Below are 25,773 nucleotides of genomic sequence, written 5' to 3'. Positions count from 1 at the left end.
ACGGCGGGGCGATATAGCCTTAGGTCGCCCGGTTACAGACGAATATCTTCAGGGCCCTGGATCAGCGCTTCAATTCGCGTCCCCGTGGCGCGCTCTTCATTGCTGAAACCGTCGTAGTCGGCCAGGTTGGCGAAGCGGATACCGGTCAATCGTTCGATCTGAATCACACTGCGCTGGTAGGTTCTGAGCTGGCCGAACATGAGGTCGAGCTGACCCAGCTCGCGGCTTTGGTCGATCATGTAGGCGCTGGCGCAGGGCTTGCCGTCGTCGCTGAGGTAGGCGACCACTTTCCAGAACGCTTTGGGGATTTTAACGCCCCGGTAGACGCGGTCGTCGTCCGCCAACACCGGGCCGGTAAACACCGTGGCCCGGGCTTTCCAGCGTTGAGTGTTATCAAGAATGTAGTCCTCGAGTTCCAGCCAGGTCTTCTGGTTGAACCCGCTCATCTGCGGTGAGCAGTTGGTGAAGTGGAAGGTGTCGGCATTGGCGGTGTTGGCCGCGTCACCCCAGTTGGGGTCCTGTCGGCGCACCAGATGACCGCGGTCCAGGCCATTGTCGGTGTAGAGCGCATCACCCACCTGTGCGCTGATGGGCAGGCGGCCGTCGTAGGCCCAGGCGTCGTTGCTGCGGATGATATCCACATGCTGTGCGCCATCGATATTGGCGCCCACGTAGAGTGCCAGTCGCCTCGAGCGCGACATGGTCACTGAGAAGTGCGTGTAGTCCAGGCGCAGCGGCTGTACGTCAGCCAGCAGGGCTTCATCCACCGTGGGCCATGGCACCACGAAGCGGTCGAGAAACGCTTCAGCGTAGCCGCGCCGGTCCTGCAGGTCCTTGGCCGCAGTGACACGCGCAGTCGCCGCCCGGGCCTCCATGAGGCTGGGGCCGGCTGCGATCAACGGGCGCAGATCGGCGAGCCGGGGGCGGTGCGAAAGGTCGATTTTGGTGGCGCGTGGGGGCATTGTAAGTTCCTCGCAGTCCTCGGATTAACACTACTGCAGCATAGCTTCATGACAATTTGGCCCAAGCCGCCACGGCAGGACTATTCTTGAACGGTTATCCGGACATTCACCTCACGCCAAAATGGAGCCAGCCAATGTGTGTTCGCCAGCATCGCAACCCGATTTTCTGCCTGATCCCGCCATACATGCTCGACCAGATCGCCCGCAACGGCGATAAAGCGCAACGGGAAGTCGCGTTACGCACACGCGCCAAAGACAGCACGTTCCGTTCGTTGCGCATGGTTGCCGTACCCGCCAACGGGGCCGCCCACATGGCCCTGCCCATGGGCGCCGAAAAACGGCGTTCGATCTACAGCGCCGAGGGCGCCGATAGTCTGCCGGGCAAGTTGATCCGTGGCGAAGGGCAGCCCGTCAGTGGTGATGTGGCGGTGGACGAGGCCTACGATGGGTTGGGCGCCACATTCGATTTTTTCGATCAGGTCTTCGACCGCAACTCTATAGACGACGCCGGTATGGCGCTGGACGCGACCGTTCATTTTGGCCAGAACTACAACAATGCATTCTGGAACTCGAGCCAGATGGTGTTTGGTGATGGCGATCAGCAGCTATTCAACCGTTTCACGATAGCCCTTGATGTCATTGGCCATGAGTTGGCCCACGGTGTGACCGAGGATGAGGCCAAGCTGATGTATTTCAATCAATCCGGTGCGTTGAACGAGTCGCTGTCCGACGTGTTCGGCTCACTGATCAAGCAGTACGCGCTGCAGCAAACGGCGCAAGATGCGGATTGGTTGATCGGCAAAGGGTTGTTTACCAAGAAAATCAAAGGCACTGCGTTGCGCTCGATGAAAGCGCCGGGCACCGCGTTCGATGACAAGCTGCTGGGCAAGGACCCTCAGCCGGGGCATATGGACGATTTTGTTCAGACCTATGAGGACAACGGCGGGGTGCATATCAATTCCGGTATTCCCAACCATGCGTTCTATCAGGTAGCCACGAAGATCGGCGGGTTTGCCTGGGAGCGCGCAGGGCGTATCTGGTATGACGCGTTACGCGATGCGCGGTTGCGGCCGAACGCGGGGTTTCTGCGTTTCGCGCGCATCACCTACGACATTGCCGGTCGGCTGTACGGTGCTGGCAAGGCCGAGCACAAGGCGGTGAAGGAAGGCTGGAAAGCAGTGGGCATTAACGTCTGACAACCCGCCTGGGCGGTGAGGAACAGCCATGCAAATTTCGATCAAGGAAATTGGGGGACCCGCGTTTTTCCCGGGCCTGGCCCGACCGAACACCGTGGAACTGGAGACGCTGCCCGAGGCGGACCAGCAAGAGTTGCGGCAACTGATCGAGGCTTCACATTTCTTTCAGTTGCCGCAAAGCACCGCGCCGGAACCCGGTAATCCAGGCCAGGTGCATTACACCCTGACCGTGACCGAAGGTGAGCGCGAGCACACGGTCTGTGTGCTCGCGCCAGTGAAGTCAGAGGCGCTGGACGGGCTGGTGCAGTGCGTGCGCCGGCATATCCGCTGCTGAGCCTGCTGCGCAGCCCCGTGGGATCACGCGCCCTTGCCGCAGGGGTTGCGGTGGATTATTTGCGATCCAGCCACACCGTCTGCGCATTGCAGAATTCCCGCACGCCAAAGTGCGACAACTCTCGCCCAAAGCCGCTTTTCTTCACGCCGCCAAACGCCACCCGCGGGTCGGACACGCTGAAGGCGTTGACGAAGATCCCGCCGGTTTCCAGCTGGTCGGCGATCTCGCGTGCTTTCGCCGAGTCGCGGGTGAAGATGCTCGCGGTCAGGCCGAACTCGCTGTCGTTGGCCAGGGCCACGGCGTGATTGGCGTCGCGGGCGCTGATGATGGAGGCGACGGGGCCGAACAGCTCTTGTTTGAACGAGGTCATCTGGTCGGTGACGTCGGCCAGCACGGTCGGTGCGTAGTAGTTGCCGGCGCCGGGCACTTTGTCGCCGCCCAGCAGCAGGGTCGCGCCTTCTGCCAGGGTCGCCTGGACCTGGCCGTGCAGTTCGTCGCGCAGGTCGAAGCGGGCCATCGGGCCGACGTAGGTGTGGGTCGAGGTCGGGTCGCCCATCACCAGTTGGCGACTGGCTTCGACGAACTTGGCGGTGAAGGCGTCCACCACGCCGGCTTCGATGATCAGGCGCTTGGCCGCGGCGCAGACTTGGCCGCTGTTCTGGAAACGGCCGATCACCGCGGCCTGGACGGCGGCGTCGAGGTCGGCGTCGTTGAGCACGATGAACGGGTCGCAGCCGCCCAGTTCGAGCACGCATTTCTTCAGCGCGGCACCGGCCTGGGCGCCGATGGCCATACCGGCGCGCACGCTGCCGGTGAGGGTGACGGCGGCGATGCGTGGGTCGGCGATGGCTTTGGAAACGCCGTCCTGGGTCACGTTGAGCACTTCGAACAGGCCTTCGGAAAAGCCGGCTTTGTGGAACGCCGCTTTCATCAGGTAGGCGCTGCCCATCACGTTCGGTGCGTGTTTGAGCACGTAAGTGTTGCCGGCGAGCAGCGTCGGCACGGCGCCGCGCAGGACTTGCCAGACCGGGAAGTTCCACGGCATCACCGCGAGGATCGGGCCCAGCGGGCGGTATTCGATGTGCGCGCTGCCGTTGTCCACCAGCGTCGGTTCCGCGGCGAGCATGGCTGGACCGTGGGCGGCGTACCATTCGCTGAGTTGCGCACATTTCTCGATTTCGGCGCGGGCCTGGATGATGGGTTTGCCCATTTCCAGGGTGATCATCTGCGCCATTGCTTCGGCTTGCTCACGCAGCGCGCCGGCCAGGGCCTGCAACCGCTCTGCGCGCTGGCTGAGCGGCTGGCGGCGCCAGGTGCGGAAAGCGGCGGTCGCGCGGTTGAGGGTGGCGTCCAGCTGGCTCTCGTTTTCATACGGGTAACTGCCGACCGTTTCGCCGGTGGCGGGGTTGATCGAGAGGGCGTGGGTCTGGTGAGCGATAGCGTTCATGGCACCGTCCTGCTGAAGGTTTGGATTGGAATCAGCGTAAGGGGCTATATCTTTTCTGGAAAGTGAATAATATTAAGCAATACGTTCACGATTGGAGAATGATTTGGACCTGGTGCAGCTGGAAATCTTCAAGGCCGTTGCCGAGCAAGGCAGCATCAGCGCCGCCGCGCAGTTGATTCATCGGGTGCCGTCCAACCTGACCACGCGCATCAAGCAACTGGAGCAGGATCTTGGCGTGGCGCTGTTTATCCGCGAGAAGAGCCGCCTGCGTCTGTCCCCGGCCGGGTGGAATTTCCTCGGCTATGCGCGGCGTATTCTCGACCTGGTACAAGAAGCCCGTGCGACGGTGGCGGGGGAGGAGCCCCAGGGCGCGTTTGCCCTCGGTTCGTTGGAAAGCACCGCAGCGGTGCGTATTCCCGCACTGCTGGCGGCATATAACCAGAAGCACGCCAAGGTCGAGCTGGACCTGAGTACCGGGCCCTCGGGCACGATGATCGAAGGCGTGTTGTCGGGGCGTCTGGCGGCGGCATTCGTCGATGGGCCGGTGTTGCATGCCACCCTGGAGGGCCTGGCGGTGTTCGAGGAGGAGATGGTGGTGATTGCACCGCTGCATCACGCGCCGATCACCCGCGGGCAGGATGTGAACGGGGAAAGCATCTATACCTTTCGCTCCAACTGTTCGTACCGCCACCACTTCGAGCGCTGGTTCGCACAGGACGGCGCGGTGCCGGGGCGGATTTTCGAGATGGAGTCTTACCACGGCATGCTTGCCTGCGTCAGCGCCGGGGCCGGCCTGGCGCTGATGCCGCGCAGCATGTTGGAAAGCATGCCGGGGTTTACCACGGTGAGTGTGTGGCCGCTGACGGACAGTTTCCGCGTCTTGCACACTTGGTTGATCTGGCGCCGAGGCACGGTGTCGCAGAGCCTGAACAGCTTCGTAAGGTTACTGGAGGAACGCGTCCTGGCAACCCCATAAAACCAATGTGGGAGGGGCTTGCCCCTCCCACCTTTCAATCTTCATCAGCCGCCGAATTGCAGGGTACCCATCGCCAATTTGGCCATTATCGCTGTCGCACCCAATTGCACCAGCCACAGGGCCAACCCGCCGAGGAATACGCCGAGGGCCACTTGCAAGACCAGGCTTTTCTGGCGCTTGGCTTGCGGCGCGCGCGGGGTGAAGTGGTCCAGTTCGTCGCGGTCGGCACGCAGGTCCAGGTCGTCGTTTCTCATAGGGCTCTCACAGCAAAGGGGCAGTCGGGGTTCAGTCTAGGGGAGCAGGGCGTTTTCTGACAGGCATTAAAAAGGGAAGCCGTAGCTTCCCTTCGTTCAGCGCCGCCAGGTTTATAGAACCTGAACAATCGCCTTCGTTACCGCACCAATGTTCGACTGGTTCAACGCGGCCACACAGATACGCCCGGTGTCCAGCGCGTAGATGCCAAACTCGGTGCGCAGACGGGTGACTTGCTCAACGGTGAGGCCGGAGTAGGAGAACATCCCACGCTGGCGACCGACGAAGCTGAAGTCGTGGCCCGGCGCAGCCTTGGCCAGTTCGGCGACCATCTGCTCGCGCATGCCACGGATGCGCAGGCGCATTTCCGCCAGCTCGGCTTCCCACTGGGCGCGCAGCTCAGGGTTGTTCAGCACTGCGGCCACGACCGCCGCGCCGTGGGTCGGCGGGTTGGAGTAGTTGGTGCGGATCACACGCTTGACCTGGGACAGGATGCGCGCGCTTTCTTCCTTGGATTCGCTGACGATCGACAGCGCGCCCACGCGTTCGCCGTACAGGGAGAACGACTTGGAGAACGAGCTCGATACAAAGAACGTCAGGCCCGATTCCGCGAACAGGCGCACCGCGGCGGCGTCTTCGTAAATGCCATCGCCAAAACCCTGATAGGCCATGTCGAGGAACGGCACCAGGTTTTTCGCCTTGACCACGTCGAGCACTTGTTGCCAGTCGGCCGGGCTCAGGTCGACGCCGGTCGGGTTATGGCAGCAGGCGTGCAGCACCACGATCGATTGCGGCGGCAGGGCGTTGAGGTCGGCGAGCAGGCCGGCACGGTTCACGTCGTGGGTGGCGGCGTCGTAGTAGCGGTAGGTCTGCACCGGGAAGCCGGCTTTTTCGAACAGCGCCTGGTGGTTTTCCCAGCTTGGGTCGCTGATGGCAACCACGGCATTGGGCAGCAGTTGCTTGAGGAAGTCTGCACCGATCTTCAGCGCGCCGGTGCCGCCGACCGCTTGTGCGGTGATCACGCGGCCAGCGCTCAGCAGCGGCGAGTCAGCGCCAAACAGCAGCTTTTGCACAGCCTGGTCGTAGGCCACGATCCCGTCGATCGGCAGGTAGCCACGGGCAGCGTGTTGCGCCACGCGAATGGCTTCCGCTTCGGCAACGGCACGCAAGAGTGGAATCTTCCCCTCCTCGTTGCAGTAAACGCCCACGCCAAGGTTGACCTTGGTGGTTCGTGTATCGGCGTTGAATGCTTCGTTGAGGCCCAGGATTGGATCGCGTGGTGCCATTTCGACAGCGGAGAACAGGCTCATTTTTGCGGCAGCTCTTTGGGGGAAAGGAGGGACGTGTCGCGCTCCAGCCGAATGCACTAGAGCGGTGCACAAACGGGGAGCTAGTATAGAGGCCATCACGGTCAAGGGCGACAACCGAAACGGCTTTTCGGCCAAGTTTTTCGGTTTATTTACCGACCGTCAGTCTTAATCCAACCTTGAGCGTAGACGGCAGGTCGGACGATTGCCTTGAAACCCGGCACATTCGTCACCACTTCTACAGCTATCATGGTTTTTTCCTGCAACCTGCGATGAAAATTCGCGGGTCGCTGAGCTTTTTTCGTCCTTGGTGGAGTGCAGCCGGGGGTGACTTGAAAGAGGTACGTTATGTCGGATTTCCAGCTCGTCACCCGCTTTGAACCCGCCGGCGATCAACCCGAAGCGATTCGCCAGATGGTCGAAGGCATCGAAGCGGGCCTGTCGCACCAGACGCTGCTCGGGGTGACCGGTTCGGGCAAGACGTTCAGCATCGCCAACGTGATCGCGCAGATCAACCGCCCGACCCTGGTACTGGCACCGAACAAAACCCTGGCCGCGCAGTTGTATGGCGAGTTCAAGGCGTTCTTCCCGAACAACGCGGTGGAGTACTTCGTTTCCTACTACGACTACTACCAGCCCGAAGCCTATGTGCCGTCCTCCGATACCTTTATCGAGAAGGACGCATCGATCAACGACCACATCGAGCAGATGCGTCTGTCAGCGACCAAGGCGCTGCTGGAGCGCAAGGACGCGATCATCGTCACCACGGTGTCGTGCATCTACGGCCTCGGCAGCCCGGAAACCTATCTGAAGATGGTGCTGCACGTCGACCGTGGCGACAAACTCGACCAGCGCGAACTGCTGCGTCGGCTGACGAGCTTGCAATACACGCGCAACGACATGGACTTCGCCCGCGCCACCTTCCGCGTGCGCGGCGATGTGATCGACATCTACCCGGCGGAGTCCGACCTGGAAGCGATCCGCATCGAGTTGTTCGACGATGAAGTCGAGAGCCTGTCGGCGTTCGACCCGTTGACCGGCGAAGTGATCCGCAAACTGCCGCGTTTCACCTTCTACCCCAAAAGCCACTACGTCACGCCGCGCGAAACCCTGATGGGCGCCGTCGAGGGCATCAAGGTCGAGCTGGCCGAGCGCCTGGAATACTTGCGCGCCAACAACAAGCTGGTGGAAGCCCAGCGCCTGGAACAACGCACCCGTTTCGACCTGGAGATGATCCTGGAACTGGGCTACTGCAACGGCATCGAAAACTACTCGCGCTACCTCTCGGGCCGTGAATCCGGAGCGCCGCCGCCGACGCTCTACGACTACCTGCCGGACGACGCGCTGTTGGTGATCGACGAATCCCACGTCAGCGTGCCGCAAGTCGGCGCGATGTATAAGGGCGACCGTTCGCGCAAGGAAACCCTGGTGGAATACGGCTTCCGCCTGCCGTCGGCGCTGGACAACCGGCCGATGCGCTTCGACGAATGGGAACGCATCAGCCCGCAGACCATCTTCGTCTCGGCGACGCCCGGCAATTACGAGGCTGAGCACGCGGGGCGCGTGATCGAGCAACTGGTGCGCCCGACCGGCCTGGTCGACCCGCAGATCGAAATCCGCCCGGCGTTGACCCAGGTCGACGACCTGCTCTCGGAAATCAGCAAGCGCGTGGCCCTGGAAGAGCGGGTGCTGGTCACCACGCTGACCAAGCGCATGTCCGAAGACTTGACCGACTACCTGGCCGACCACGGCGTGCGCGTGCGCTACCTGCACTCGGACATCGACACCGTGGAGCGCGTGGAGATCATCCGCGACCTGCGACTGGGCACCTTCGATGTGCTGGTGGGGATCAACCTGCTGCGCGAAGGCCTGGACATGCCGGAAGTGTCGCTGGTGGCGATTCTGGACGCGGACAAGGAGGGCTTCCTGCGCTCCGAGCGTTCGCTGATCCAGACCATCGGCCGTGCGGCGCGTAACCTCAATGGCCGGGCGATTCTCTACGCCGACCGCATCACCGGCTCCATGGAGCGGGCGATTGGCGAGACCGAGCGCCGTCGCGACAAGCAGATCGCCTTCAACCTGGCGAACGGCATCACGCCCAAAGGCGTGTTCAAGGACGTCGCCGATATCATGGAAGGCGCCACCGTGCCTGGCTCGCGCAGCAAGAAGCGCAAAGGCATGGCCAAGGCCGCCGAGGAAAGCGCCAAGTACGAAAACGAACTGCGCTCGCCGAGCGAGATCGCCAAGCGTATCCGCCAGTTGGAAGAGAAAATGTACCAACTGGCGCGGGATCTGGAGTTCGAAGCGGCGGCGCAAACCCGCGATGAAATCGGCAAGTTGCGTGAGCGCCTGTTGGCGGTTTGATCGGTGGTGGCGGTACTGGCCTCATCGGGGGCAAGCCCCCTCCCACATTTGACCGCATTTCAACGTTGGAACCCGATCAAGTGTGGGAGGGAGCTTGCTCCCGATAGGCGAGAAAATGTACCAGCTGGCGCGGGATCTGGAGTTCGAAGCGGCGGCGCAAACCCGCGATGAAATCGGCAAGTTGCGTGAGCGCCTGTTGGCGGTTTGATCGGTAGTGGCGGTACTGGCCTCATCGGGGGCAAGCCCCTCCCACATTTGACCGCATTTCAACGTTGGAACCCGATCAAGTGTGGGAGGGAGCTTGCTCCCGATAGGCGAGAAAATGTACCAACTGGCGCGGGATCTGGAGTTCGAAGCGGCGGCGCAAACCCGCGATGAGATCGGCAAGTTGCGTGAGCGCCTGTTGGCGGTTTGATCGGTAGTGGCGGTACTGGCCTCATCGGGGGCAAGCCCCCTCCCACATTTGACCGCATTTCAACGTTGGAACCCGATCAAATGTGGGAGGGAGCTTGCTCCCGATAGGCGCGACACGGTCTCAATGACTCCCCCCAGCCTTAAGCCCCGCCGGCAACGCCTTGGTCAACAAGATCGCGAGCATGCTTACGCCCAACGCGAACCCCACGCAGTGAAACGCATCGTTGTAGGCCATGATCTGCGCCTGCTGGTGCGTAATCTCACTGAGTTTGCCCAGCGCCGCCGTCGGGTTGCCGAACTGTTCCGTCAGCGTCGCCAGCCGTTCCGCCACCTGCGGGTTGGTCGGCACGATCGCTTCGCGTAAATAATCGAAATAGGTCTTGGTGCGCGCATCCAGCAAGGTCGCCAGCAGCGCGATGCCGATGGCGCCGCCGAGGTTGCGCAGGATGTTGAACAGGCTGGAAGCCGACCCGGCGTCCTGCGGCAGGATGTAGGCCGTGGCGATCAGCGAGATGGTTACCATGATCAACGGCTGCCCGAGGGCGCGGATGATCTGGATCTGGTTGAACTGGCTGCCGGCAAAGTCTGGGTTGAGCACCCCCGAAGAAAAACTCGCCAGGCCGAACAGCCCGAAGCCTACGGCGCACAGCCATTTGGGCGACACGTATTTCATCAGCTTGGGCACCAGCGGGATCAGGAACAGCTGCGGAATGCCCATCCACATGATCACTTCGCCGATCTGCAGCGCGTTGTAGTTCTGGATCTGCGCCAGGTACAACGGCAACAGATAGATCGAGCCATACAACCCGACACCCATCCCCAGGCTGGAAATGCTCGACAGGCCGAAGTTGCGATTGGCCAGGATGCCAAGGTTGATCAGCGGGTTGGGTTTGGACAGCTGCACAATCACGAAGGTGATCAGGCTCAGTAGGGCGATGCTGCCCAGGCTGACGATCAGGTTCGACTCGAGCCAGTCCTTGCGGTGGCCTTCTTCCAGAAACACCTGCAAACAGCCCAAACCGATGGCGAGGCTGACGATGCCGGTGTAGTCGGTGCTTTTGAGCAGCTCCCAGTGGGGCGCCTTTTTTTCCAGGCCGTAGAGCAGCCCGGCGATCATCAGCAGCCCGGGCGGCACGTTGATGTAGAAGATGTATTCCCAGCCCCAGTTTTCCGTGAGCCAGCCGCCGATGGTCGGGCCGATGGACGGCGCGAAGGTGGCGGTCATGGCAAACATCGCCATGCCTTTGGCGCGGTGGTGCTCGGGCAGCTTGATCAGGGTCAGGGTAAACGCCAGCGGGATCAGCGCGCCGCCGGTAAAACCCTGCAGGGCGCGGAACACGATCATGCTTTCCAGGCTCCAGGCCATGGAGCACATCAGCGAGGCGATCAGGAACCCCACCGACACCCATACCGCCAGGCGCCGTGCCGAGAGCAACTGCACCAGCCAGGCGGTGAGGGGGATCATGATGATTTCGGCCACAAGGTAGGAGGTGGAAATCCACGAGCCTTCTTCCAGGGTGGCCGACAGCGCGCCCTGGATGTCCTTGAGGGACGAGTTGGTGATCTGGATGTCGAGCACCGCCATGAAGGCGCCGAGCATCACGCTCATCACCGCGATCCAGTCGCGCCGGGTCGGTTCGCCGACCGGGCGCAGCAGTTGATCACCGGCCATCAGGCTGATCTTTGATGTTCACTTTGACGGTGACGGACATGCCGGGGCGGATCTTGCCCTTCAGCGGGTTATCCGCAGCAAACGTAAGTTTCACCGGAATCCGTTGAACGACTTTGGTGAAGTTGCCGGTGGCATTGTCCGGCGGCAATAGGCTGAACTGCGCCCCGGAGGCCGCGAACAGGCTGTCGACCCGCGCCTCGATCGGCGTATCGCCGTAAGCATCGAACGTCAGCTCGGCCTTTTGCCCAGGCTGCATGTGGCCGATCTGGGTTTCTTTGAAGTTGGCCTGAATCCAGATGTCCTGGTCGGGGACGATCGACAGCAGGTAGGCGCCGGCCTGTACGTATTGGCCGTTGCGCGCGGCGCGTTGGCCGACCAGGCCGCTGATGGGCGCGTGGATTTCGCTGCGGGTCAGGTTCAGCTCGGCCTGGGCCAGGTCGGTTCTGGCATTGGCGATCAGCGCGTCGAGGCGCTTGATCTCGGCATTCAGCGCGTTGACCTGCTGGCGCTGCCCCTGCAGGTCGGCCTGGGCCATGGCCACTTGGGAGCGGGCGATATGGTTGTCGGCGGAGAGGGTGGTCACCCGTTCTTCCGAGACGTAGCCGGGTTTGCGCAGGGTTTGGGCGCGGGACAGGTCGATCTGCGAACGACCCAGGCTGGCCTGGCTGGACGCGACTTTGGCTTCGCCGGCGGCGATCAGGCTGGCTTGCTGGGTCAACTTGCTCTGCGCCTGGGTGCGCTCGGCTTCGCGCATGGCGAGGGCGGCGTTGGCGCGGTCCACGGCGAGGTGGAAGTCGTCGTCTTCAAGCCTCACCAGCAACTGGCCTTGTTGCACGTGCTCGTTGTCGCCCACCAGCACCTCGACAATCCGCGCGCCGAGCTGGCTGGAGACACGGGTAATCTCACCCTGCACGTAGGCGTTGTCGGTGCTTTCGTAGAAGCGGCCCCTGAAGAACCAATGGGCGAAGAAACCCAGGGCGATCAGGCTCACGATCAATACGAAGATAAGCAGGCGGCGTTTCAGTGGGGCAGGCATGGGCGCGGAGTCTGTAACAAGAGGTAATGGAATATAACCAGCCAGCCAGTTGGCAAATAGCTACGGCGAGTCTCCAGGCTCAAACTTGGCCTATATGCCATGCTCGGTACGGAGGACGCTGGAGCCTAAGTGCCCATGGCTGTTACCATTCGCCCCTTGTTTCAATTTCAGTTATATCGCCCATTCGAGACCAGCCATGACCACCGTCCGCACGCGCATCGCGCCATCGCCTACCGGGGACCCCCACGTCGGCACTGCCTACATCGCCTTGTTCAACTACTGCTTTGCCAAGCAGCACGGCGGTGAATTCATCCTGCGGATCGAAGACACCGATCAACTGCGTTCGACCCGCGAGTCCGAACAGCAGATTTTCGATGCCCTGCGCTGGTTGGGCATCACCTGGTCGGAAGGCCCGGACGTCGGCGGCCCGCACGGCCCGTATCGCCAGAGCGAGCGCAGCGACATCTACAAGCAGTACACCCAGCAGTTGGTCGACATGGGCCATGCGTTCCCCTGCTTCTGCACCGCCGAAGAACTGGACCAGATGCGCGCCGAACAACAGGCCCGTGGAGAAACCCCGCGCTACGATGGCCGCGCGCTGCTGCTGTCGAAAGAAGAAGTGGCCGCGCGCCTGGCCGCCGGCGAGCCCCATGTGATCCGCATGAAGGTGCCGAGCGAAGGCGTGTGCGTGGTGCCGGATATGTTGCGCGGCGACGTCGAGATCCCGTGGGACCGCATGGACATGCAAGTGTTGATGAAGACCGACGGCCTGCCGACGTACTTCCTGGCCAACGTGGTCGATGACCACCTGATGGGCATCACCCATGTGCTGCGCGGGGAAGAATGGCTGCCCTCGGCGCCGAAGCTGATCCTGCTCTACGAGTACTTCGGCTGGGAACAACCGCAGTTGTGCTACATGCCGCTGCTGCGCAACCCGGACAAGAGCAAGCTGTCCAAGCGCAAGAACCCGACCTCGGTGACCTTCTACGAGCGCATGGGCTTCATGCCCGAAGCGATGCTCAACTACCTGGGCCGCATGGGTTGGTCGATGCCGGACGAGCGCGAGAAGTTCTCGCTGCAGGAAATGGTCGATAACTTCGACCTGTCCCGCGTGTCGCTGGGCGGGCCGATCTTCGATATCGAGAAGCTGTCGTGGCTCAATGGCCAGTGGCTGCGTGACCTGCCGGTGGAAGAGTTCGCCAGCCGCGTGCAGCAGTGGGCGTTGAACCCCGAGTACATGATGAAGATCGCGCCGCTGGTGCAGGGCAGGGTGGAGACGTTCAGCCAGGTCGCACCGTTGGCCAGTTTCTTCTTCGCCGGTGGCGTGAACCCGGACGTCAAACTGTTTGAGTCGAAGAAACTCTCCGCCGATCAGGTGCGCCAGTTGATGCAACTGATCCTGTGGAAGCTCGAAAGCCTGCGCCAGTGGGAGAAGGACGCCATCACCGCGACGATCCAGGCCGTGGTCGAATCCCTCGAGCTGAAATTGCGCGATGCCATGCCGCTGATGTTTGCCGCGATCACCGGGCAGGCCAGTTCGGTGTCGGTACTCGACGCGATGGAAATTCTCGGCCCGGACCTTACGCGTTTCCGTCTGCGCCAAGCCCTTGATTTGCTTGGTGGTGTGTCGAAGAAAGAAAACAAAGAGTGGGAGAAGCTGCTGGGCGCGATCGCCTGAGTCAGCGCTTGTGGCGGCCAAACCCCGGTTTTTCGGGGTTTGGTTGGTAAGTGATTGTTATCCCGGCAAAAAATTTTGGAAATTGTTGAAAATAAATTTGACACGTTCCCAAAGCGCCATTAAGATTCGCCCCGTCCTCACCGATGAGGGGCTATAGCTCAGCTGGGAGAGCGCTTGCATGGCATGCAAGAGGTCAACGGTTCGATCCCGTTTAGCTCCACCAATTTACAGGTTCAAGGTCTGGCCACACCGTCCTTGAATCGATCAGGCCTAGCTTGATCAGGTTGTACAGAAGGTTTTGTCCCCTTCGTCTAGTGGCCTAGGACACCGCCCTTTCACGGCGGTAACAGGGGTTCGAGTCCCCTAGGGGACGCCAGTTTCAACAAGCAGTTCGCAAGGTCTGCTGCGCCGCGAGGCGAAAAATCCGGGGCTATAGCTCAGCTGGGAGAGCGCTTGCATGGCATGCAAGAGGTCAACGGTTCGATCCCGTTTAGCTCCACCAATTTACAGGTTCAAGGTTTTGGCCACGCCGCCCTTGGATCGATCAGTCTCAGCCTGATCAGTTGTATAGAAGGTTTGTGTCCCCTTCGTCTAGTGGCCTAGGACACCGCCCTTTCACGGCGGTAACAGGGGTTCGAGTCCCCTAGGGGACGCCACGATTACCCGCTCTGCGGGATTTTTAAGGGTCATTCAATTATTGAATGGCCCTTTTGTTTGTCTGGCGTTTGGCCAATTCTCCCTTCCCTTGCCCCTCCGGGCTTCTGACCAATGGTCGTGCCGCTCGCTTGCGAAATATTATTATGGCTATAATATTTAACCCATGAGAGTCGGAGGCACACGATGAGCGATAAAAAAGCGCAAACCCGCGAACGTATCCTGCAGGCTGCTAGCGCCGCGTTGGTCCAGCGTGGCCCGGCCGAGCCGAGCGTTGGCGAGGTCATGGGGGCGGCGGGGCTGACTGTCGGCGGCTTCTATGCGCACTTTGAAAGCAAAGATGCGCTGATGCTGGAAGCCTTCAGCCAATTGCTGGCCCAGCGCCGTGCATCGATCGACGACATGGATGCCCAACTCACCGGCGAAGAGCGCCGTGCCCTGGTTGCGGCGTTCTACCTGTCGCGCAAGCACCGCGACTCCACGGCCAAGGCTTGCCCGATTCCGGCAACCGTGGGCGAGATGGGCCGCCTGCCGGACGCCTTTCGCGATGTCCTCAACGAACATGTGGAACTGATGGCCGCACAACTGGCCGCCAGCCCGGAAGACACTGACAAGGCCCTGGCGGACATGGCCTTGATGGTCGGTGGGCTGGCATTGGCGCGTGCCCTGGGGCCGGGTGAATTGTCCGATCGTGTGTTGCGTGCCGCCAAGTCGGCCATACGTTAAGAGGGGTTATAAGAATGGGCGCATTGACCTGGATTCGTGGCGTCAACGGCACTTTGGGGCGCCTGGCGCCGCACACGGTGGCCAACAGCATGCGGCGGGTCTTCATGACCCCGCGGGATCTGCCACCGCGGGATTGGGAGTTGCCGCTGCTGGCGCACGCCGAGCGCGTCACCTTGCGTTTCGGCCTGTCGGCGTTGCGCTGGGGCCAGGGCCCGGCGGTGCTGCTGATGCACGGTTGGGAAGGTCGGCCCACCCAGTTCGCCAGCCTGATCACTGCGCTGGTGCAGAACGGCTATTCGGTATTCGCCCTCGATGGCCCGGCCCATGGCCGTTCGCCGGGGCGTGAAGCCCACGTACTGCTGTTTGCCCGCGCGATGCTTGAAGCGGCGGCCGAGCTGCCGCCGTTGCATGCGGTGGTCGGCCACTCCATGGGCGGCGCCAGTGCGATGCTGGCGGTGCAATTGGGGCTGCGTACCGAAGCGCTGGTGAGCATTGCCGCGCCGTCGCGCTTCCTTGATGTGCTCGGCGGGTTTGCCGGGATGGTCGGTTTGCCGTCGCGGGCGCGCTCAGCGTTTATCCAGGAAGTCGAGCTGACCCTGGGCATGCCGCTCAAGCACTTGGACGTGGCCCATTACCAGATGGACCTCCCCGGCCTGATCGTGCATGCCGAAGACGATACCTTCGTGCCGGTCAGCGCTTCCCAGGTCATCCACGACGCCTGGTTTGACAGCCGCCTGTTGCGCCTGGAGCAGGGCGGGCACCAGCGCGTGCTGGCCGATCCGCGGGTCGTCGAGGCGGTGCTGGCGCTGCTGGCGGGCTGCCGTTTACAGGCGCGCCAAACTGCCTGATACACTGCCCTGCCGACATCAATCGACAGGAGCAAGGTATGGGCTGGGATTTGGCAACGCCGTTTATCATCGATCTGCAGGTCGTCGCTGAGGACATCGACGGCCTGGGGCATGCCAATAACGCGGTGTACGTGTCCTGGCTGGAACGTTGCGCCTGGCGCCATTCCCAGCGCCTGGGGCTGGACCTCACCGAGTACCGGCGACTGGACCGCGCCATGGCGGTGGTGCGCCATGAGATCGACTACCTGGCGGCCGCCTATGAAGGCGACGAGCTGCAACTGGCGACCTGGATCGTCGACTGGGACCAGCGCCTGAAAATGACCCGGCGTTTCCAGCTGGTACGCCCTCGCGACGGCGCGACCCTGCTGCGCGCACAAACCACCTTTGTCTGCATCGAACTGTCCAGCGGCAAGCCCAAGCGCATGCCGGCGGAGTTTCTCGACGGCTACGGCGCCGCCCTGACAGGGGGTTAACGGTCGCGGCGGGAAACCCAGTAAACTGCGCCACGATTTTTGTAGAGTGTTTTCCATGCAAATTGCTTTGGCGCCCATGGAGGGGTTGGTCGACAACATCCTGCGGGACGTGTTGACCCGCGTGGGCGGTATTGACTGGTGCGTGACCGAGTTCATCCGCGTCAACGACCGCCTGCTCACCCCGGCCTATTTCCACAAGCTCGCCCCCGAACTGCTGCACGGTGCCCACACCGCCGCTGGCGTGCCGCTGCGTGTGCAGTTGCTCGGTTCCGACCCGGTGTGCCTGGCAGAGAACGCGGCCCTGGCCTGCGAGTTGGGCTCCGAGGTGATCGACCTGAATTTCGGCTGCCCGGCCAAGACCGTCAACAAGTCCCGTGGCGGCGCGGTGCTGCTCAAGGAGCCGGAGCTGCTCAACCGCATCGTCGAGCATGTGCGTCGCGCAGTGCCGGCGCATATCCCGGTGACCGCCAAGATGCGCCTGGGCTTCGACAGCCCGGATGGCGCGCTGGTATGCGCGACGGCGCTGGCCGAGGGCGGCGCGGCGCATATCGTCGTGCATGCGCGGACCAAGACCGATGGCTACAAACCGCCGGCTCACTGGGAGTGGATTCCACGCGTGCAGGATGTGGTCAAGGTGCCAGTGTTCGCCAATGGCGATATCTGGAGCGTCGAAGACTGGAAGCGTTGCCGCGAAGTCAGCGGCGCCGAAGACATCATGCTGGGTCGCGGGCTGGTTGCGCGTCCGGATCTTGCGCGGCAGATCGCGGCGGCACGCGCCGGCGAAGACGTCGTGGCAATGACCTGGGCGCAGATGCAGCCGATGCTCCAGGATTTCTGGACCCAGTCGGTGGCCCAACTGACCGAACGCCAGGCGCCCGGCCGGCTGAAGCAGTGGTTGGCGATGCTGACGCGCAATTACCCGGAGGCCGTCGAGCTGTTCACCGCCATGCGTCGGGAGACGGACTTGGAGCAGGTGAGCCGGTTGTTGGGGATGGCCCATCCTGCCGCGTCTGAGGGGTGACCCGTTGCGCTTGAATGCGCAGCTCGTTTGTTTGAAGAAAATGCCCCGTATCGAAAGATGCGGGGCATTTTGCGTTTTGGCGCGAGGAAGTCGGGGCGAAATAACACAGCCGGATGCCGTGCAGGTTTTGGGGTTGTGTCGGTAAGTTGCCCAGAGGGTGGTTTATTAGCGTGTGTGTCCAGTCGGATCTGGCTAAGGAAACTCTGAAAAAGACTTTCTGATTTGGCAAAATACCGCGACCCCACCCACCGAGTTTCCCGATGAAGCAGATGACCTTCGCCGACGCCGAGTACGCTGGCAAGCGCAAGCAAACCCGCAAGGAGTTGTTCCTGATCGAGATGGATCGGGTGGTGCCGTGGAAGGGCTTGATTGCTTTGATCGAGCCACATTATCCGAAAGGTGAAGGTGGCCGTCCGGCCTACCCGTTGATGGCGATGCTGCGTGTGCATCTGCTGCAGAACTGGTTCGGCTACAGCGATCCAGCGATGGAGGAAGCGCTGTACGAAACCACGATCCTGCGCCAGTTTGCCGGGCTGAACCTGGAGCGCATCCCCGACGAAACCACCATTCTCAACTTCCGCCGCTTGCTGGAGAAACACGAGCTGGCGGCCGGCATCCTCGCTGTCATCAATGGCTATCTGGGCGACCGCGGCCTGTCGCTGCGCCAGGGCACCATCGTCGATGCAACGCTGATCAATGCGCCCAGTTCGACCAAGAACAAGGACGGCAAGCGCGACCCGGAAATGCACCAGACCAAGAAGGGAAACCAGTATTATTTTGGCATGAAGGCCCACATCGGCGCCGATGACGAATCGGGTCTGGTGCACAGCGTAGTGGGCACGGCGGCCAATGTGGCGGATGTCACCCAGGTGGACAAATTGCTGCATGGCGACGAAAACGTGGTCTGCGCCGATGCAGGCTACACCGGTGTCGAAAAGCGGCCCGAGCATGAAGGACGTGAAGTTATCTGGCAGGTGGCGGCACGCCGCAGCACCTACAAAAAACTCGATAAGCGCAGCGTGCTGTACAAAGCCAAGCGCAAGATTGAAAAGGCCAAGGCTCAGGTGCGCGCCAAGGTCGAGCATCCGTTCCGGGTAATCAAGCGCCAGTTCGGTTACACCAAGGTGCGCTTTCGCGGCTTGGCCAAAAACACGGCGCAACTGGTGACACTGTTCGCTCTGTCGAACCTGTGGATGGCGCGCCGACATTTACTGACGAATGCAGGAGAGGTGCGCCTGTAATGCGGGAAATGGCCACCGGAGTGGGGTCCGGGTGGCGAAAACGTAAGAAATACTCGTCGAATTGATTGTTTTTTGATCATTTGGCGAGTTTAAAAGTTGCGCTAGGTGGTATGCCGGGGAAATACATGGCTACTTCAGACCATCCCTAAGGCTACTTGGTTTGCGGTCTTTTAAAAATTAACAGGGGGAAAAGTCCGAAAGTTTGATTTGGTTTCCTTATATGAGTCGCGATTTCTGGAACTCGATAGCCTCGTATTCCACGAAAGTATCGACTGTGAAGCAGCAAGGGTTGTTTCCAGTCGATAAAAAAACCTCGCCTGCCCCGCTGATTAACCGAGCCGGGCCGTGCCAATAAGGAACTTACTGATGTCGCTATCGATTAATCATTCACCTTTGTTCAACGGCGATACAACATCCATGGAGCGGTTGTCGCCATCCATGTCGAAAACCTTCACGCAAACCGGCACATTGGGGGCCAATACGACTGTGGCTCACCCTGGTGTGCCTCATGACCCTTTCAAGGTTTCGAACAGCAACATGACAATCGAGACAGGCGGGCTTGCACGCTTGCTTGACATGCTGGAGCAGGTTGTCAAAACCGTGCGTGAGATGTTTTCGGGGCGGAACATGGTGTCCGGCATGTTGCCTGGGGCGGATAAAACGCCCGCCATTCCAGTGGATGCGAGCAAGCTGCCGGAGAAGCCTGGACACCTCGCATTGACGGCTGATCGGCGAGGCCAGCCGGCTCTTCCGATGTCACCCCACATGCATCAATCCGCTGCCTCCGTGATCAAGGATGCCGACAATCAGGTGCAAGTGAACGTTAACGTCGGTCATTGTCATTGCCCCGATACGAAGGCGCTGAGCGGCGAAACGAAACCGAATGCGGCAGCGGTTTTACCTCGCGTCATGCCGATGCCGGAAGCCGCTCGCAAGGTTGAAGTGGTGCCTGTGCACACGCCTACGCACACGCACACGCACACGCCTGCGCCTACGCCTACGCCCATGCCTACGCCCATGCCCATGCCTACGCACACGCACACGCCTGCGCCTACGCCTACGCCCATGCCTACGCCCATGCCCATGCCTACGCACACGCACACGCCTGCGCCGACGCCCATGCCTACGCACACGCCTACGCCCATGCCTACGCCTACGCCTACGCCTACGCCTACGCCTACGGCTACGCACAAGCACACACCTACGCCGGAGGTCATGCCGGCACCCAAGCCGGGTGTGCATGCGCTTGAGGTCAAGCCGCGACCGGCCACCCCGGAAGTACCTGCGATCACGCCACAGCCACAACCACAACCACAACCACAACCACAACCACAACCAGATACGCCTACCCCGGATATAACCAGTCCCGGCCCGGCTGAACGTCAATCTGATATGCGCGACTGGCGGACCAGCCGCCGGCCTGCATTCAGAGCCTGACGTCAGCAACTTCCTTTATACGTATTGAACTGGATGTGCACTTCTTTGGGGCTGATGTTCCGGGAAGTGCCTGCAAGTGGAGGCCCGTATGTCATGTTGTTCAATTAATAATATTGCGCGTGTTGTGGATGTTCGTCAGGTACTTCCTGTCGATTCCATGAAAGCAAAAAATGAACAGTTTGCGCAATTAAGCGGTTTCTTGAGTGTGCCGTCTCCGGCGAGCCAGGGGGTACTGGAGCATGTGCGGGAAAACACTCATGGCGTGGCGAATAATTCAGAGCCGCTCGATAAGTTAATGACGCTGTTTACTTCGTTTTTGACTCAGCTGATTAACTTGGTCTCTGATAACAAAGAGAAGCCGCTGCCGGGAATATCCCCATCGCGGCCGGAGGTCACTACGCCTGTGGTGCCTGCGCCGGCGCCGCCCAAACCCGAGCCTGCGGCGATGATCGCGGGCCTTTCGAAGAAGCGCAACGGCGCGAAGCCCGACAATATCTGGAGCGGCTTTCGCCAAGGGCCGGATGGCAACTGCGTGACGGTATCGGCCATCAAGGCGGCGATGTACCAGTTTGGCCAAAGCCCTACGGATATTTTCAAGGAGGTGAAAAAACCGAGCGTGGTTATCACGTGGTCATGCGCGATGACGTAACCGTCAACCTGACGGACCGGGAGCTCGCCGAAGGTGCGCGTGGGGCAAAATTTGTCGGGGCTGACAAAGAGATGCTCAAAGACGCGCAATTTCTTTTCGCGATCAGCGCCAAGCGTGCCCAGGACGAAAACAACGATGGCAGGGCGGCACGCAGTTTCGGTGCGGCGATCCGCAGCCTGAATGATGGCGAGGATGAGCGAGGGCCGGGGGAGGGGTTGAAGCGGCTGGGGCTGAGCAAGCACATGAAGAGGGTCCCCGTGCGTGAGCTCGCCAAGGGGCAGTTGGGCATGTGCAATCGGGCCCGGCATTCGGTGGCGGTCATCAACGGTCGCGAAGAGCTATGGGGGCGACAGGGAAAAGCGCCCACGCACGGCGATGCCATAGCTCTGGTGCCATAGCCCTATTGGTGAATCCGTTGAATTGAAGGGCTGCGAACGGGGCAGTCAGCCCAAACCTGGCTGCCCGTTCGGCCGCTTATTTTTTACAAGCGTCAGGAACCCAGTGCATGTATATCTCCACAGCTAGCCGTTCGATGATCGAAACGGCCCAGCAGCGCGGGGCTTCTCCCGTATTTCCGGTGAAACCCGCAGGTGAAAGGCCGGCTGATATCGCTTCGGCATTCCACACGAGCGAGCGGCGCTTCGGCGAGAGTTTTGATTGCAGCAGCCACGCGGCGGTGATCAAGTTGATGATGATGACGTTCGGTCAGCGTCCAGCCGCGATGTTTAACGAGTTGCTACCCTCGGACGATGGGTACGACGTCACGATGAAGGATGAGTTCAAGCTGCACCTGTCACGCCAGGAGTTGCAGCAGGCGTCGCAGGCTTCCCGCTTCACGGGGGCGGACAGCGGCGTGGTAAAGGATGCCAATTTCATGTTTGCCGCCTTTGTCAAACGCAAGCAACTGACCGGGGGCTATGCCACGTTCGAAGCCGCCTTGGCAAAGACGCTCGAGGGCGAGACCACCCAGCGTTGTCTGCAAGGCATGGGGGTGTTCGGCCTGTCGCAGTTCGTCCCGGTGAGCGATATGGCGGGCAAGGGCGCGGTAGGGGTGCTGGAGACCCATAACCGCGGGTCGGCGCTGGTGCGCGAGGGGGTCAGGCATGATGGCGGGACACCACGAACGGCCGATCGGGGCTATGGGTATGTCTTGTTCGATGATCAACTGCCGCCGCCGAGCAATCGCGGCGCCGCCCCTGTGGTCGCGAGCGTCCGGCCCGCGGACATCTGGAGCGGGTTTTACCAGGGGGTCGAAGGCAATTGCGTCACGGTCTCGGCGATCAAGGCGGCGATGATCCGGTTCGGGCAAGACCCGAGGGCGATCTATAAGCAGGTTCACATCACGCCGACGGGGTTTGACGTGGTCATGCGAGATGCCTTCCGGTTGCAACTGACCCACGAGGAAGTGCGCCAGGCTGCCGCCGAGTCGAACTTTCATGGCAATAATCGACAGTTGCTGAATGCCGCGCACTTTTTGTACGCAGTCAGTGCCAAGCGCGCGCAGATCGAGAACAACGATTTTCGTGCCCGCCAGAGTTACACGACGGCTCTGCAAACCCTCAACGATGGCGAGTACCCTGGCGAAGCGCTGCGCCGCCTGGGGTTGTTTGGCTACGTGCGTGAAAGCACGGTCGCAGAGTTGGCCAACGGGGCGATCGGCACCCTGGCAGACAACTGGCATTCGGTGGCGGTGATCGATGGGGCGCTGGATTTCTATGGAAAAAAGCACGACCTGGCCTCATCGCGCTGGATGAGTTCGGGGTTCCGGGCCCTGAAGCTGGTCTGAGCCTCAATCCAGCAAGAGCCTGAACCCTTCTATCGGTAAGGGCCGGCTGTGCAAATAACCCTGGAACAAGTGGCAGCCCAGCTTTTGCAGGAACGCCAGTTGCTCCGGGGTTTCAACGCCTTCGGCGATCACCCCCAGGTTCAAGCTGCGCGCCATGGCCACAATGGCGCGGATGATTTCGGCGTCGTTGGGGTCGTGGGTGGCATCGCGCACGAAGGACTGGTCGATCTTCAGCGTATCCACCGGCAAGCGCTTGAGGTAGGTGAGCGATGAGTAACCGGTGCCGAAGTCGTCCATCGCAAAACTCACGCCGAGCTTTTTCAGGCGACGCATTTTGCTGATGGTGTCATCCAGGTTCTGGATCACGATGCCTTCGGTGATTTCCAGTTTCAGCAGGCAGTAGGGCAGTGAATGCTGCTTGAGGCTGCGCTCGACGCGTTCGACAAAGTCGTTCTGGCGGAACTGCCGGGGGCTGATGTTCACGCACAGGCTGAAATTCAGCGGGTCCACCTTGCCTTCTTTGATCAACTGCTCGAAGGCGGCGCACGCTTCATCGAGTATCCAGGTGCCGACTTCGAGGATCAGGCCGCTGTCTTCCAGCACCTTGATGAATTCGGACGGCGCCTGCGCGCCCAGTTGCGGATGCTGCCAGCGCACCAGGGCCTCGGCGCCGACGATCTTATTGCCGCGCGCGTCCACCTGGGGTTGGTAATGCACGCTGAATTCGCCGCGTGACAGGGCCAGGCGCAGGTCGGTTTCCATGCGCAGGCGTTCGCTGGCGGTTTTCTGCATGCTGTTGTGGAACATCTGCGTGGCGTTGCGCCCCGAATCCTTGGCGCGGTACAGCGCGATGTCGGCACGTTTGAGCAGGTCGGCCGGGGTCGAGCCATGATCGGGGATCAGCGCCACACCGATGCTCGGCGTGACTTGCAGGCGTTGGCCGTCGAGGAACATCGGTTCGGAGAGCAATTCACGCAGGGTGTCGGCCAGTTCCTGAACCTGGGCGCTGACTTCGGTGCGCGTGCCATCCAGGCCGCTGAGCAGCACCACGAACTCATCGCCGCCCAGGCGCGCCACGGTATCTTCCATACGCACGCTGGCTTCGAGGCGCGCGGTGACGATTTTCAGCACGGTGTCGCCCACCGGGTGACCGAGGGAATCATTGATGTGCTTGAAGTGGTCGAGGTCGAGAAACAGCAATGCACCGCGCAGGTTATGGCGCTTGAGCAGGGCGATCTGTTGGCTCAGGCGGTCCATCAGCAGTGCGCGGTTGGGCAGGTTGGTCAGCGGGTCGTGGTAGGCCAGGTGGCGGATCTGCGCCTGGGCGTTTTTCAACAGGCTCACATCCCGCGCGGTCAGCAACAGGCAAGGGGTTTCGTTGAGGATGATCGGCTCGACTGAAACCTCCACCGCCAGCACATCGCCGCGCTTGTTGTGCCAGAGCATTTCCAAATGGCGGATACGGCCTTTGAGTTGCAGTTCGGCCAGCAGCACCGCGCGCTGGTTTTCATCGGCCCAGATGCCGACCTGGTACAGCGTCAGGCCGATGACGTCTTCGGCACGAAAACCGGTCAAGCGGCAGAACCCGTCGTTCACCTCCACATAGCGGCCGGTGTCGTGTTCGGTGATGGAAATCGCGTCGGGGCTGGAATGGAAGGCTTTGGCGAATTTTTCTTCGCTGGCCTTCAGCGCGGCCTCGGAGCGTTGCTGCTGGGTAATGTCGCGCAGGGTGGTGACGATGCACGGCTGGTCGCCGACCTTGATCATCCGGCTGGAAATCACGCAGGTCAGGGCCTGGCCGCTTTTGTGGTGCGCGATGATCGCCACGTTGTTCAGCGCCTGGTCGCGAATCACCTGTTCGATGCGTTGCAGGCGCTGGCTCGACTCGTCCCACAGGCCGATCTGTTCGGCGCTCATGTTGATCACTTCGGCGGCCGTCCAGCCAAAGGTCTGGGTGAAGGCGGGGTTGATCTCGATGAACTCGCCGTTGTCCAGGCGGGTGACGCAGATCGGGTCGGGGCTGGCCTGGAACAGGCTGGCGAATTTTTCTTCGGAGGCGCTCAGGCGTTGTTCGCGCTCGACCTGGTCGGTGATGTCCAGCAGGGTGCCGGCCATGCGCAGTGGCGCGCCTTTTTCGTCGCGGTACAGGCGTGCGCGGCTTTCCAGGTAGCGCGGGCTGCCGTCTTCCAGTTGTACACGGTAAGTCAGCTGATAGTTGCCGGCCGGGCCTTCGCGCAGGGTGCGATAGGCGTTGCGCATACTCTCGCGCTCTTCCTTGGGCATGCCCTCGAAAAACGCCTCGAACGATTCATGGAACGCTTCCGCCGGCAGGCCGTGCAGTTGGGCGGCGCGGGCCGAGCCGTAGAGCATGCCGGTGGGAATGTGCCAGTCCCAGGTGCCCAATTGCGCGGAGTCCAGGGCCAGGTCCAGGCGCTCCTGGCTGTCTTTCAAGGCTTGCTCGGCGTTTTTGCGCTCGGTGGTGTCGAGAAAGGTGCTGATCAGGTAGGCCTCGCCGTCCAGCTCGACCTTCTGCGCGCAGAGCGTGCCATCGTGGATCTGCCCGTTGCTGGCACAGAATTGCACTTCCATGGTGATGGGTTCGCCCTTGCGCTGGGTGGCCCTGACCAATTGCGCACGCTGTTCAGGGTGGAGCCACAGGCCGAGGTCCAGGGTGGTGCGACCGATGGCGTCGGCGACCGGCCAGCCGAAGAGGATCTGGAAATACTGGTTGGCTTCGCTGATCAAGCCGTCGGACTGGCGGGTGAGCAGGACCATGTTCGGGCACAGGTGAAACAGCGTGGCGAAGCGCTTTTCGGAGTGGCTGAGGGCGTGTTCCCGCTCGCGCTGGCGGGTAGTCTCGCGGATCACCCCGATCATGCGGCGCCGGCCGGCTTTGTCCGGCGCCAGGCTGCCGTTGATTTCCAGCCAGTGCTGGCTGCCATCCGGCCACTGGATGTGGTGGTGCATGGCCTGCTCGAATGGCTCGCCGGCCAGCACCGCGTGAAACGCGCGTATCACCCGGGCGCGGTCTTGCGGCGCGAGCAGGTCCAGGTACTCCAGATCCTTGGGCAACGGTTGGCGCGGGTCGAAGCCGAACAGCGCCTGGGTGCCCCGTGACCAACTGATACGCCCGGTATCGATTTCCCAGCACCATGCACCCAGCCGTGCAGCGTTAAGCGCTGCCAGCAGTTGCGGGGCGCTGTCCCAGCTTTGTTCCGCCTCTTCAGGGTCCAGGGCGTAAATGCGGGGCAGGGGTGGCATAGGGTCGACGGGATTGCGCATTATCAAAAAGCCTTGGCT

At 61.5% G+C, this 25,773-nt stretch carries 21 protein-coding genes, 4 tRNA genes and 2 pseudogenes; 19 read left to right on the top strand and 8 right to left on the bottom strand.

Annotation, left to right across the window (positions count from 1 at the left end):
• Positions 1-32: 32 nt before the first annotated feature.
• Positions 33-962 (bottom strand): DNA/RNA non-specific endonuclease, encoded by a 930-nt coding sequence (locus RGV59_RS26595; protein WP_017847725.1) that lies wholly within the window; start codon positions 960-962, stop codon positions 33-35.
• 134 nt (positions 963-1,096) lie between these two features.
• Between RGV59_RS26595 and RGV59_RS26590 the strand changes: the two genes are divergently transcribed.
• Positions 1,097-2,158 carry a M4 family metallopeptidase gene (locus RGV59_RS26590; protein ID WP_017847724.1) on the top strand — a complete coding sequence of 354 codons (1,062 nt, stop codon included), beginning with the start codon at positions 1,097-1,099 and terminating at the stop codon, positions 2,156-2,158.
• A gap of 28 nt (positions 2,159-2,186) precedes the next feature.
• Positions 2,187-2,492, top strand: coding sequence for a protealysin inhibitor emfourin (locus RGV59_RS26585; protein WP_017847723.1), 306 nt, complete (start codon positions 2,187-2,189; stop codon positions 2,490-2,492).
• 55 nt (positions 2,493-2,547) lie between these two features.
• Here the strand turns inward: RGV59_RS26585 and RGV59_RS26580 are convergent, their stop codons facing one another.
• Entirely contained in the window at positions 2,548-3,939 is a 1,392-nt protein-coding gene (locus RGV59_RS26580; protein ID WP_126586362.1) for an aldehyde dehydrogenase family protein, read from the bottom strand.
• A gap of 103 nt (positions 3,940-4,042) precedes the next feature.
• Between RGV59_RS26580 and ptrR the strand changes: the two genes are divergently transcribed.
• Positions 4,043-4,915 carry a putrescine utilization regulator PtrR gene (gene ptrR / locus RGV59_RS26575; RefSeq protein WP_046382626.1) on the top strand — a complete coding sequence of 291 codons (873 nt, stop codon included), beginning with the start codon at positions 4,043-4,045 and terminating at the stop codon, positions 4,913-4,915.
• 44 nt (positions 4,916-4,959) lie between these two features.
• Here ptrR and RGV59_RS26570 read toward each other — a convergent pair whose 3' ends face one another.
• The gene (locus tag RGV59_RS26570; RefSeq protein WP_017847720.1) at positions 4,960-5,169 is read right to left on the bottom strand and encodes a hypothetical protein; all 210 of its coding nucleotides are present in this window, start codon (positions 5,167-5,169) and stop codon (positions 4,960-4,962) included.
• A gap of 111 nt (positions 5,170-5,280) precedes the next feature.
• Positions 5,281-6,477, bottom strand: a complete 1,197-nt coding sequence (locus RGV59_RS26565; RefSeq protein ID WP_017847719.1) for an amino acid aminotransferase — start codon at positions 6,475-6,477, stop codon at positions 5,281-5,283.
• 345 nt (positions 6,478-6,822) lie between these two features.
• Here RGV59_RS26565 and uvrB point away from each other — a divergent pair, with 345 nt between their 5' ends.
• The 3 genes and pseudogenes from uvrB to RGV59_RS26550 all read left to right on the top strand — a co-directional run.
• Positions 6,823-8,838: an excinuclease ABC subunit UvrB gene (gene uvrB, locus RGV59_RS26560; RefSeq protein ID WP_017847718.1), complete on the top strand. Its 2,016-nt coding sequence runs from the start codon at positions 6,823-6,825 to the stop codon at positions 8,836-8,838.
• Positions 8,839-8,947: 109 nt separating this feature from the next.
• Positions 8,948-9,046, top strand: a pseudogene (locus RGV59_RS26555) (UvrB/UvrC motif-containing protein); the annotation flags it as partial.
• Between the two features lie 105 nt (positions 9,047-9,151).
• Positions 9,152-9,253 (top strand): annotated as a pseudogene (locus RGV59_RS26550) (UvrB/UvrC motif-containing protein); the annotation flags it as partial.
• 120 nt (positions 9,254-9,373) lie between these two features.
• Here RGV59_RS26550 and RGV59_RS26545 read toward each other — a convergent pair.
• Together RGV59_RS26545 and RGV59_RS26540 are read right to left on the bottom strand one after the other, a co-directional pair.
• A complete protein-coding gene (locus RGV59_RS26545) occupies positions 9,374-10,864 on the bottom strand; it encodes an MDR family MFS transporter (RefSeq protein WP_185833598.1) in 1,491 nt (496 codons plus the stop codon).
• A gap of 49 nt (positions 10,865-10,913) precedes the next feature.
• Positions 10,914-11,960 (bottom strand): HlyD family secretion protein, encoded by a 1,047-nt coding sequence (locus RGV59_RS26540; protein ID WP_017847715.1) that lies wholly within the window; start codon positions 11,958-11,960, stop codon positions 10,914-10,916.
• Positions 11,961-12,156: 196 nt separating this feature from the next.
• Here RGV59_RS26540 and gltX point away from each other — a divergent pair, with 196 nt between their 5' ends.
• The 10 genes from gltX to RGV59_RS26490 all read left to right on the top strand — a co-directional run bounded on the left by gltX (position 12,157) and on the right by RGV59_RS26490 (position 18,601).
• Positions 12,157-13,638: a glutamate--tRNA ligase gene (gltX, locus tag RGV59_RS26535; protein ID WP_017847714.1), complete on the top strand. Its 1,482-nt coding sequence runs from the start codon at positions 12,157-12,159 to the stop codon at positions 13,636-13,638.
• A gap of 147 nt (positions 13,639-13,785) precedes the next feature.
• Positions 13,786-13,861: transfer RNA gene (locus RGV59_RS26530), tRNA-Ala, on the top strand.
• Between the two features lie 77 nt (positions 13,862-13,938).
• A tRNA-Glu gene (locus RGV59_RS26525) sits at positions 13,939-14,014 on the top strand.
• Between the two features lie 50 nt (positions 14,015-14,064).
• Positions 14,065-14,140, top strand: a tRNA-Ala gene (locus RGV59_RS26520).
• Between the two features lie 78 nt (positions 14,141-14,218).
• A tRNA-Glu gene (locus RGV59_RS26515) sits at positions 14,219-14,294 on the top strand.
• Between the two features lie 184 nt (positions 14,295-14,478).
• Entirely contained in the window at positions 14,479-15,018 is a 540-nt protein-coding gene (locus RGV59_RS26510; protein ID WP_046382629.1) for a TetR/AcrR family transcriptional regulator, read from the top strand.
• Positions 15,019-15,032: 14 nt separating this feature from the next.
• Complete coding sequence (locus RGV59_RS26505) at positions 15,033-15,866, top strand: alpha/beta hydrolase (RefSeq protein ID WP_017847712.1); 834 nt, start codon at positions 15,033-15,035, stop codon at positions 15,864-15,866.
• A gap of 38 nt (positions 15,867-15,904) precedes the next feature.
• The gene (locus RGV59_RS26500; RefSeq protein ID WP_017847711.1) at positions 15,905-16,339 is read left to right on the top strand and encodes an acyl-CoA thioesterase; all 435 of its coding nucleotides are present in this window, start codon (positions 15,905-15,907) and stop codon (positions 16,337-16,339) included.
• A 55-nt stretch (positions 16,340-16,394) separates the two neighbouring features.
• Positions 16,395-17,360, top strand: a complete 966-nt coding sequence (locus tag RGV59_RS26495; protein ID WP_017847710.1) for a tRNA dihydrouridine synthase — start codon at positions 16,395-16,397, stop codon at positions 17,358-17,360.
• 260 nt (positions 17,361-17,620) lie between these two features.
• Positions 17,621-18,601, top strand: coding sequence for an IS5-like element IS1384 family transposase (locus RGV59_RS26490; RefSeq protein WP_010466230.1), 981 nt, complete (start codon positions 17,621-17,623; stop codon positions 18,599-18,601).
• 839 nt (positions 18,602-19,440) lie between these two features.
• On the opposite strand, the gene RGV59_RS26485 is transcribed toward RGV59_RS26490, so the two are convergent.
• On the bottom strand, positions 19,441-19,893 hold the full coding sequence (locus RGV59_RS26485; RefSeq protein WP_322247119.1) for a hypothetical protein: 453 nt from the start codon (positions 19,891-19,893) through the stop codon (positions 19,441-19,443).
• A 269-nt stretch (positions 19,894-20,162) separates the two neighbouring features.
• Between RGV59_RS26485 and RGV59_RS31860 the strand changes: the two genes are divergently transcribed.
• From RGV59_RS31860 to RGV59_RS26475, 3 genes are all read left to right on the top strand, one after another.
• Entirely contained in the window at positions 20,163-20,687 is a 525-nt protein-coding gene (locus RGV59_RS31860) for a hypothetical protein (protein WP_416152044.1), read from the top strand.
• A complete protein-coding gene (locus tag RGV59_RS31855) occupies positions 20,672-21,085 on the top strand; it encodes a hypothetical protein (RefSeq protein ID WP_416152043.1) in 414 nt (137 codons plus the stop codon). The genes RGV59_RS31860 and RGV59_RS31855 overlap by 16 nt, the downstream gene beginning before the upstream one ends.
• Positions 21,086-21,192: 107 nt before the next feature.
• Positions 21,193-22,473 (top strand): hypothetical protein, encoded by a 1,281-nt coding sequence (locus RGV59_RS26475; protein ID WP_126586358.1) that lies wholly within the window; start codon positions 21,193-21,195, stop codon positions 22,471-22,473.
• Positions 22,474-22,476: 3 nt separating this feature from the next.
• On the opposite strand, the gene RGV59_RS26470 is transcribed toward RGV59_RS26475, so the two are convergent.
• On the bottom strand, positions 22,477-25,755 hold the full coding sequence (locus tag RGV59_RS26470) for an EAL domain-containing protein (protein ID WP_126586356.1): 3,279 nt from the start codon (positions 25,753-25,755) through the stop codon (positions 22,477-22,479).
• Positions 25,756-25,773: the final 18 nt, after the last annotated feature.

This window comes from Pseudomonas sp. FG1, assembly GCF_034313875.1.
Classification (GTDB): Bacteria; Pseudomonadota; Gammaproteobacteria; order Pseudomonadales; family Pseudomonadaceae; genus Aquipseudomonas; species Aquipseudomonas veronii.
This window is presented reverse-complemented; position numbering and strand designations above follow the sequence as displayed.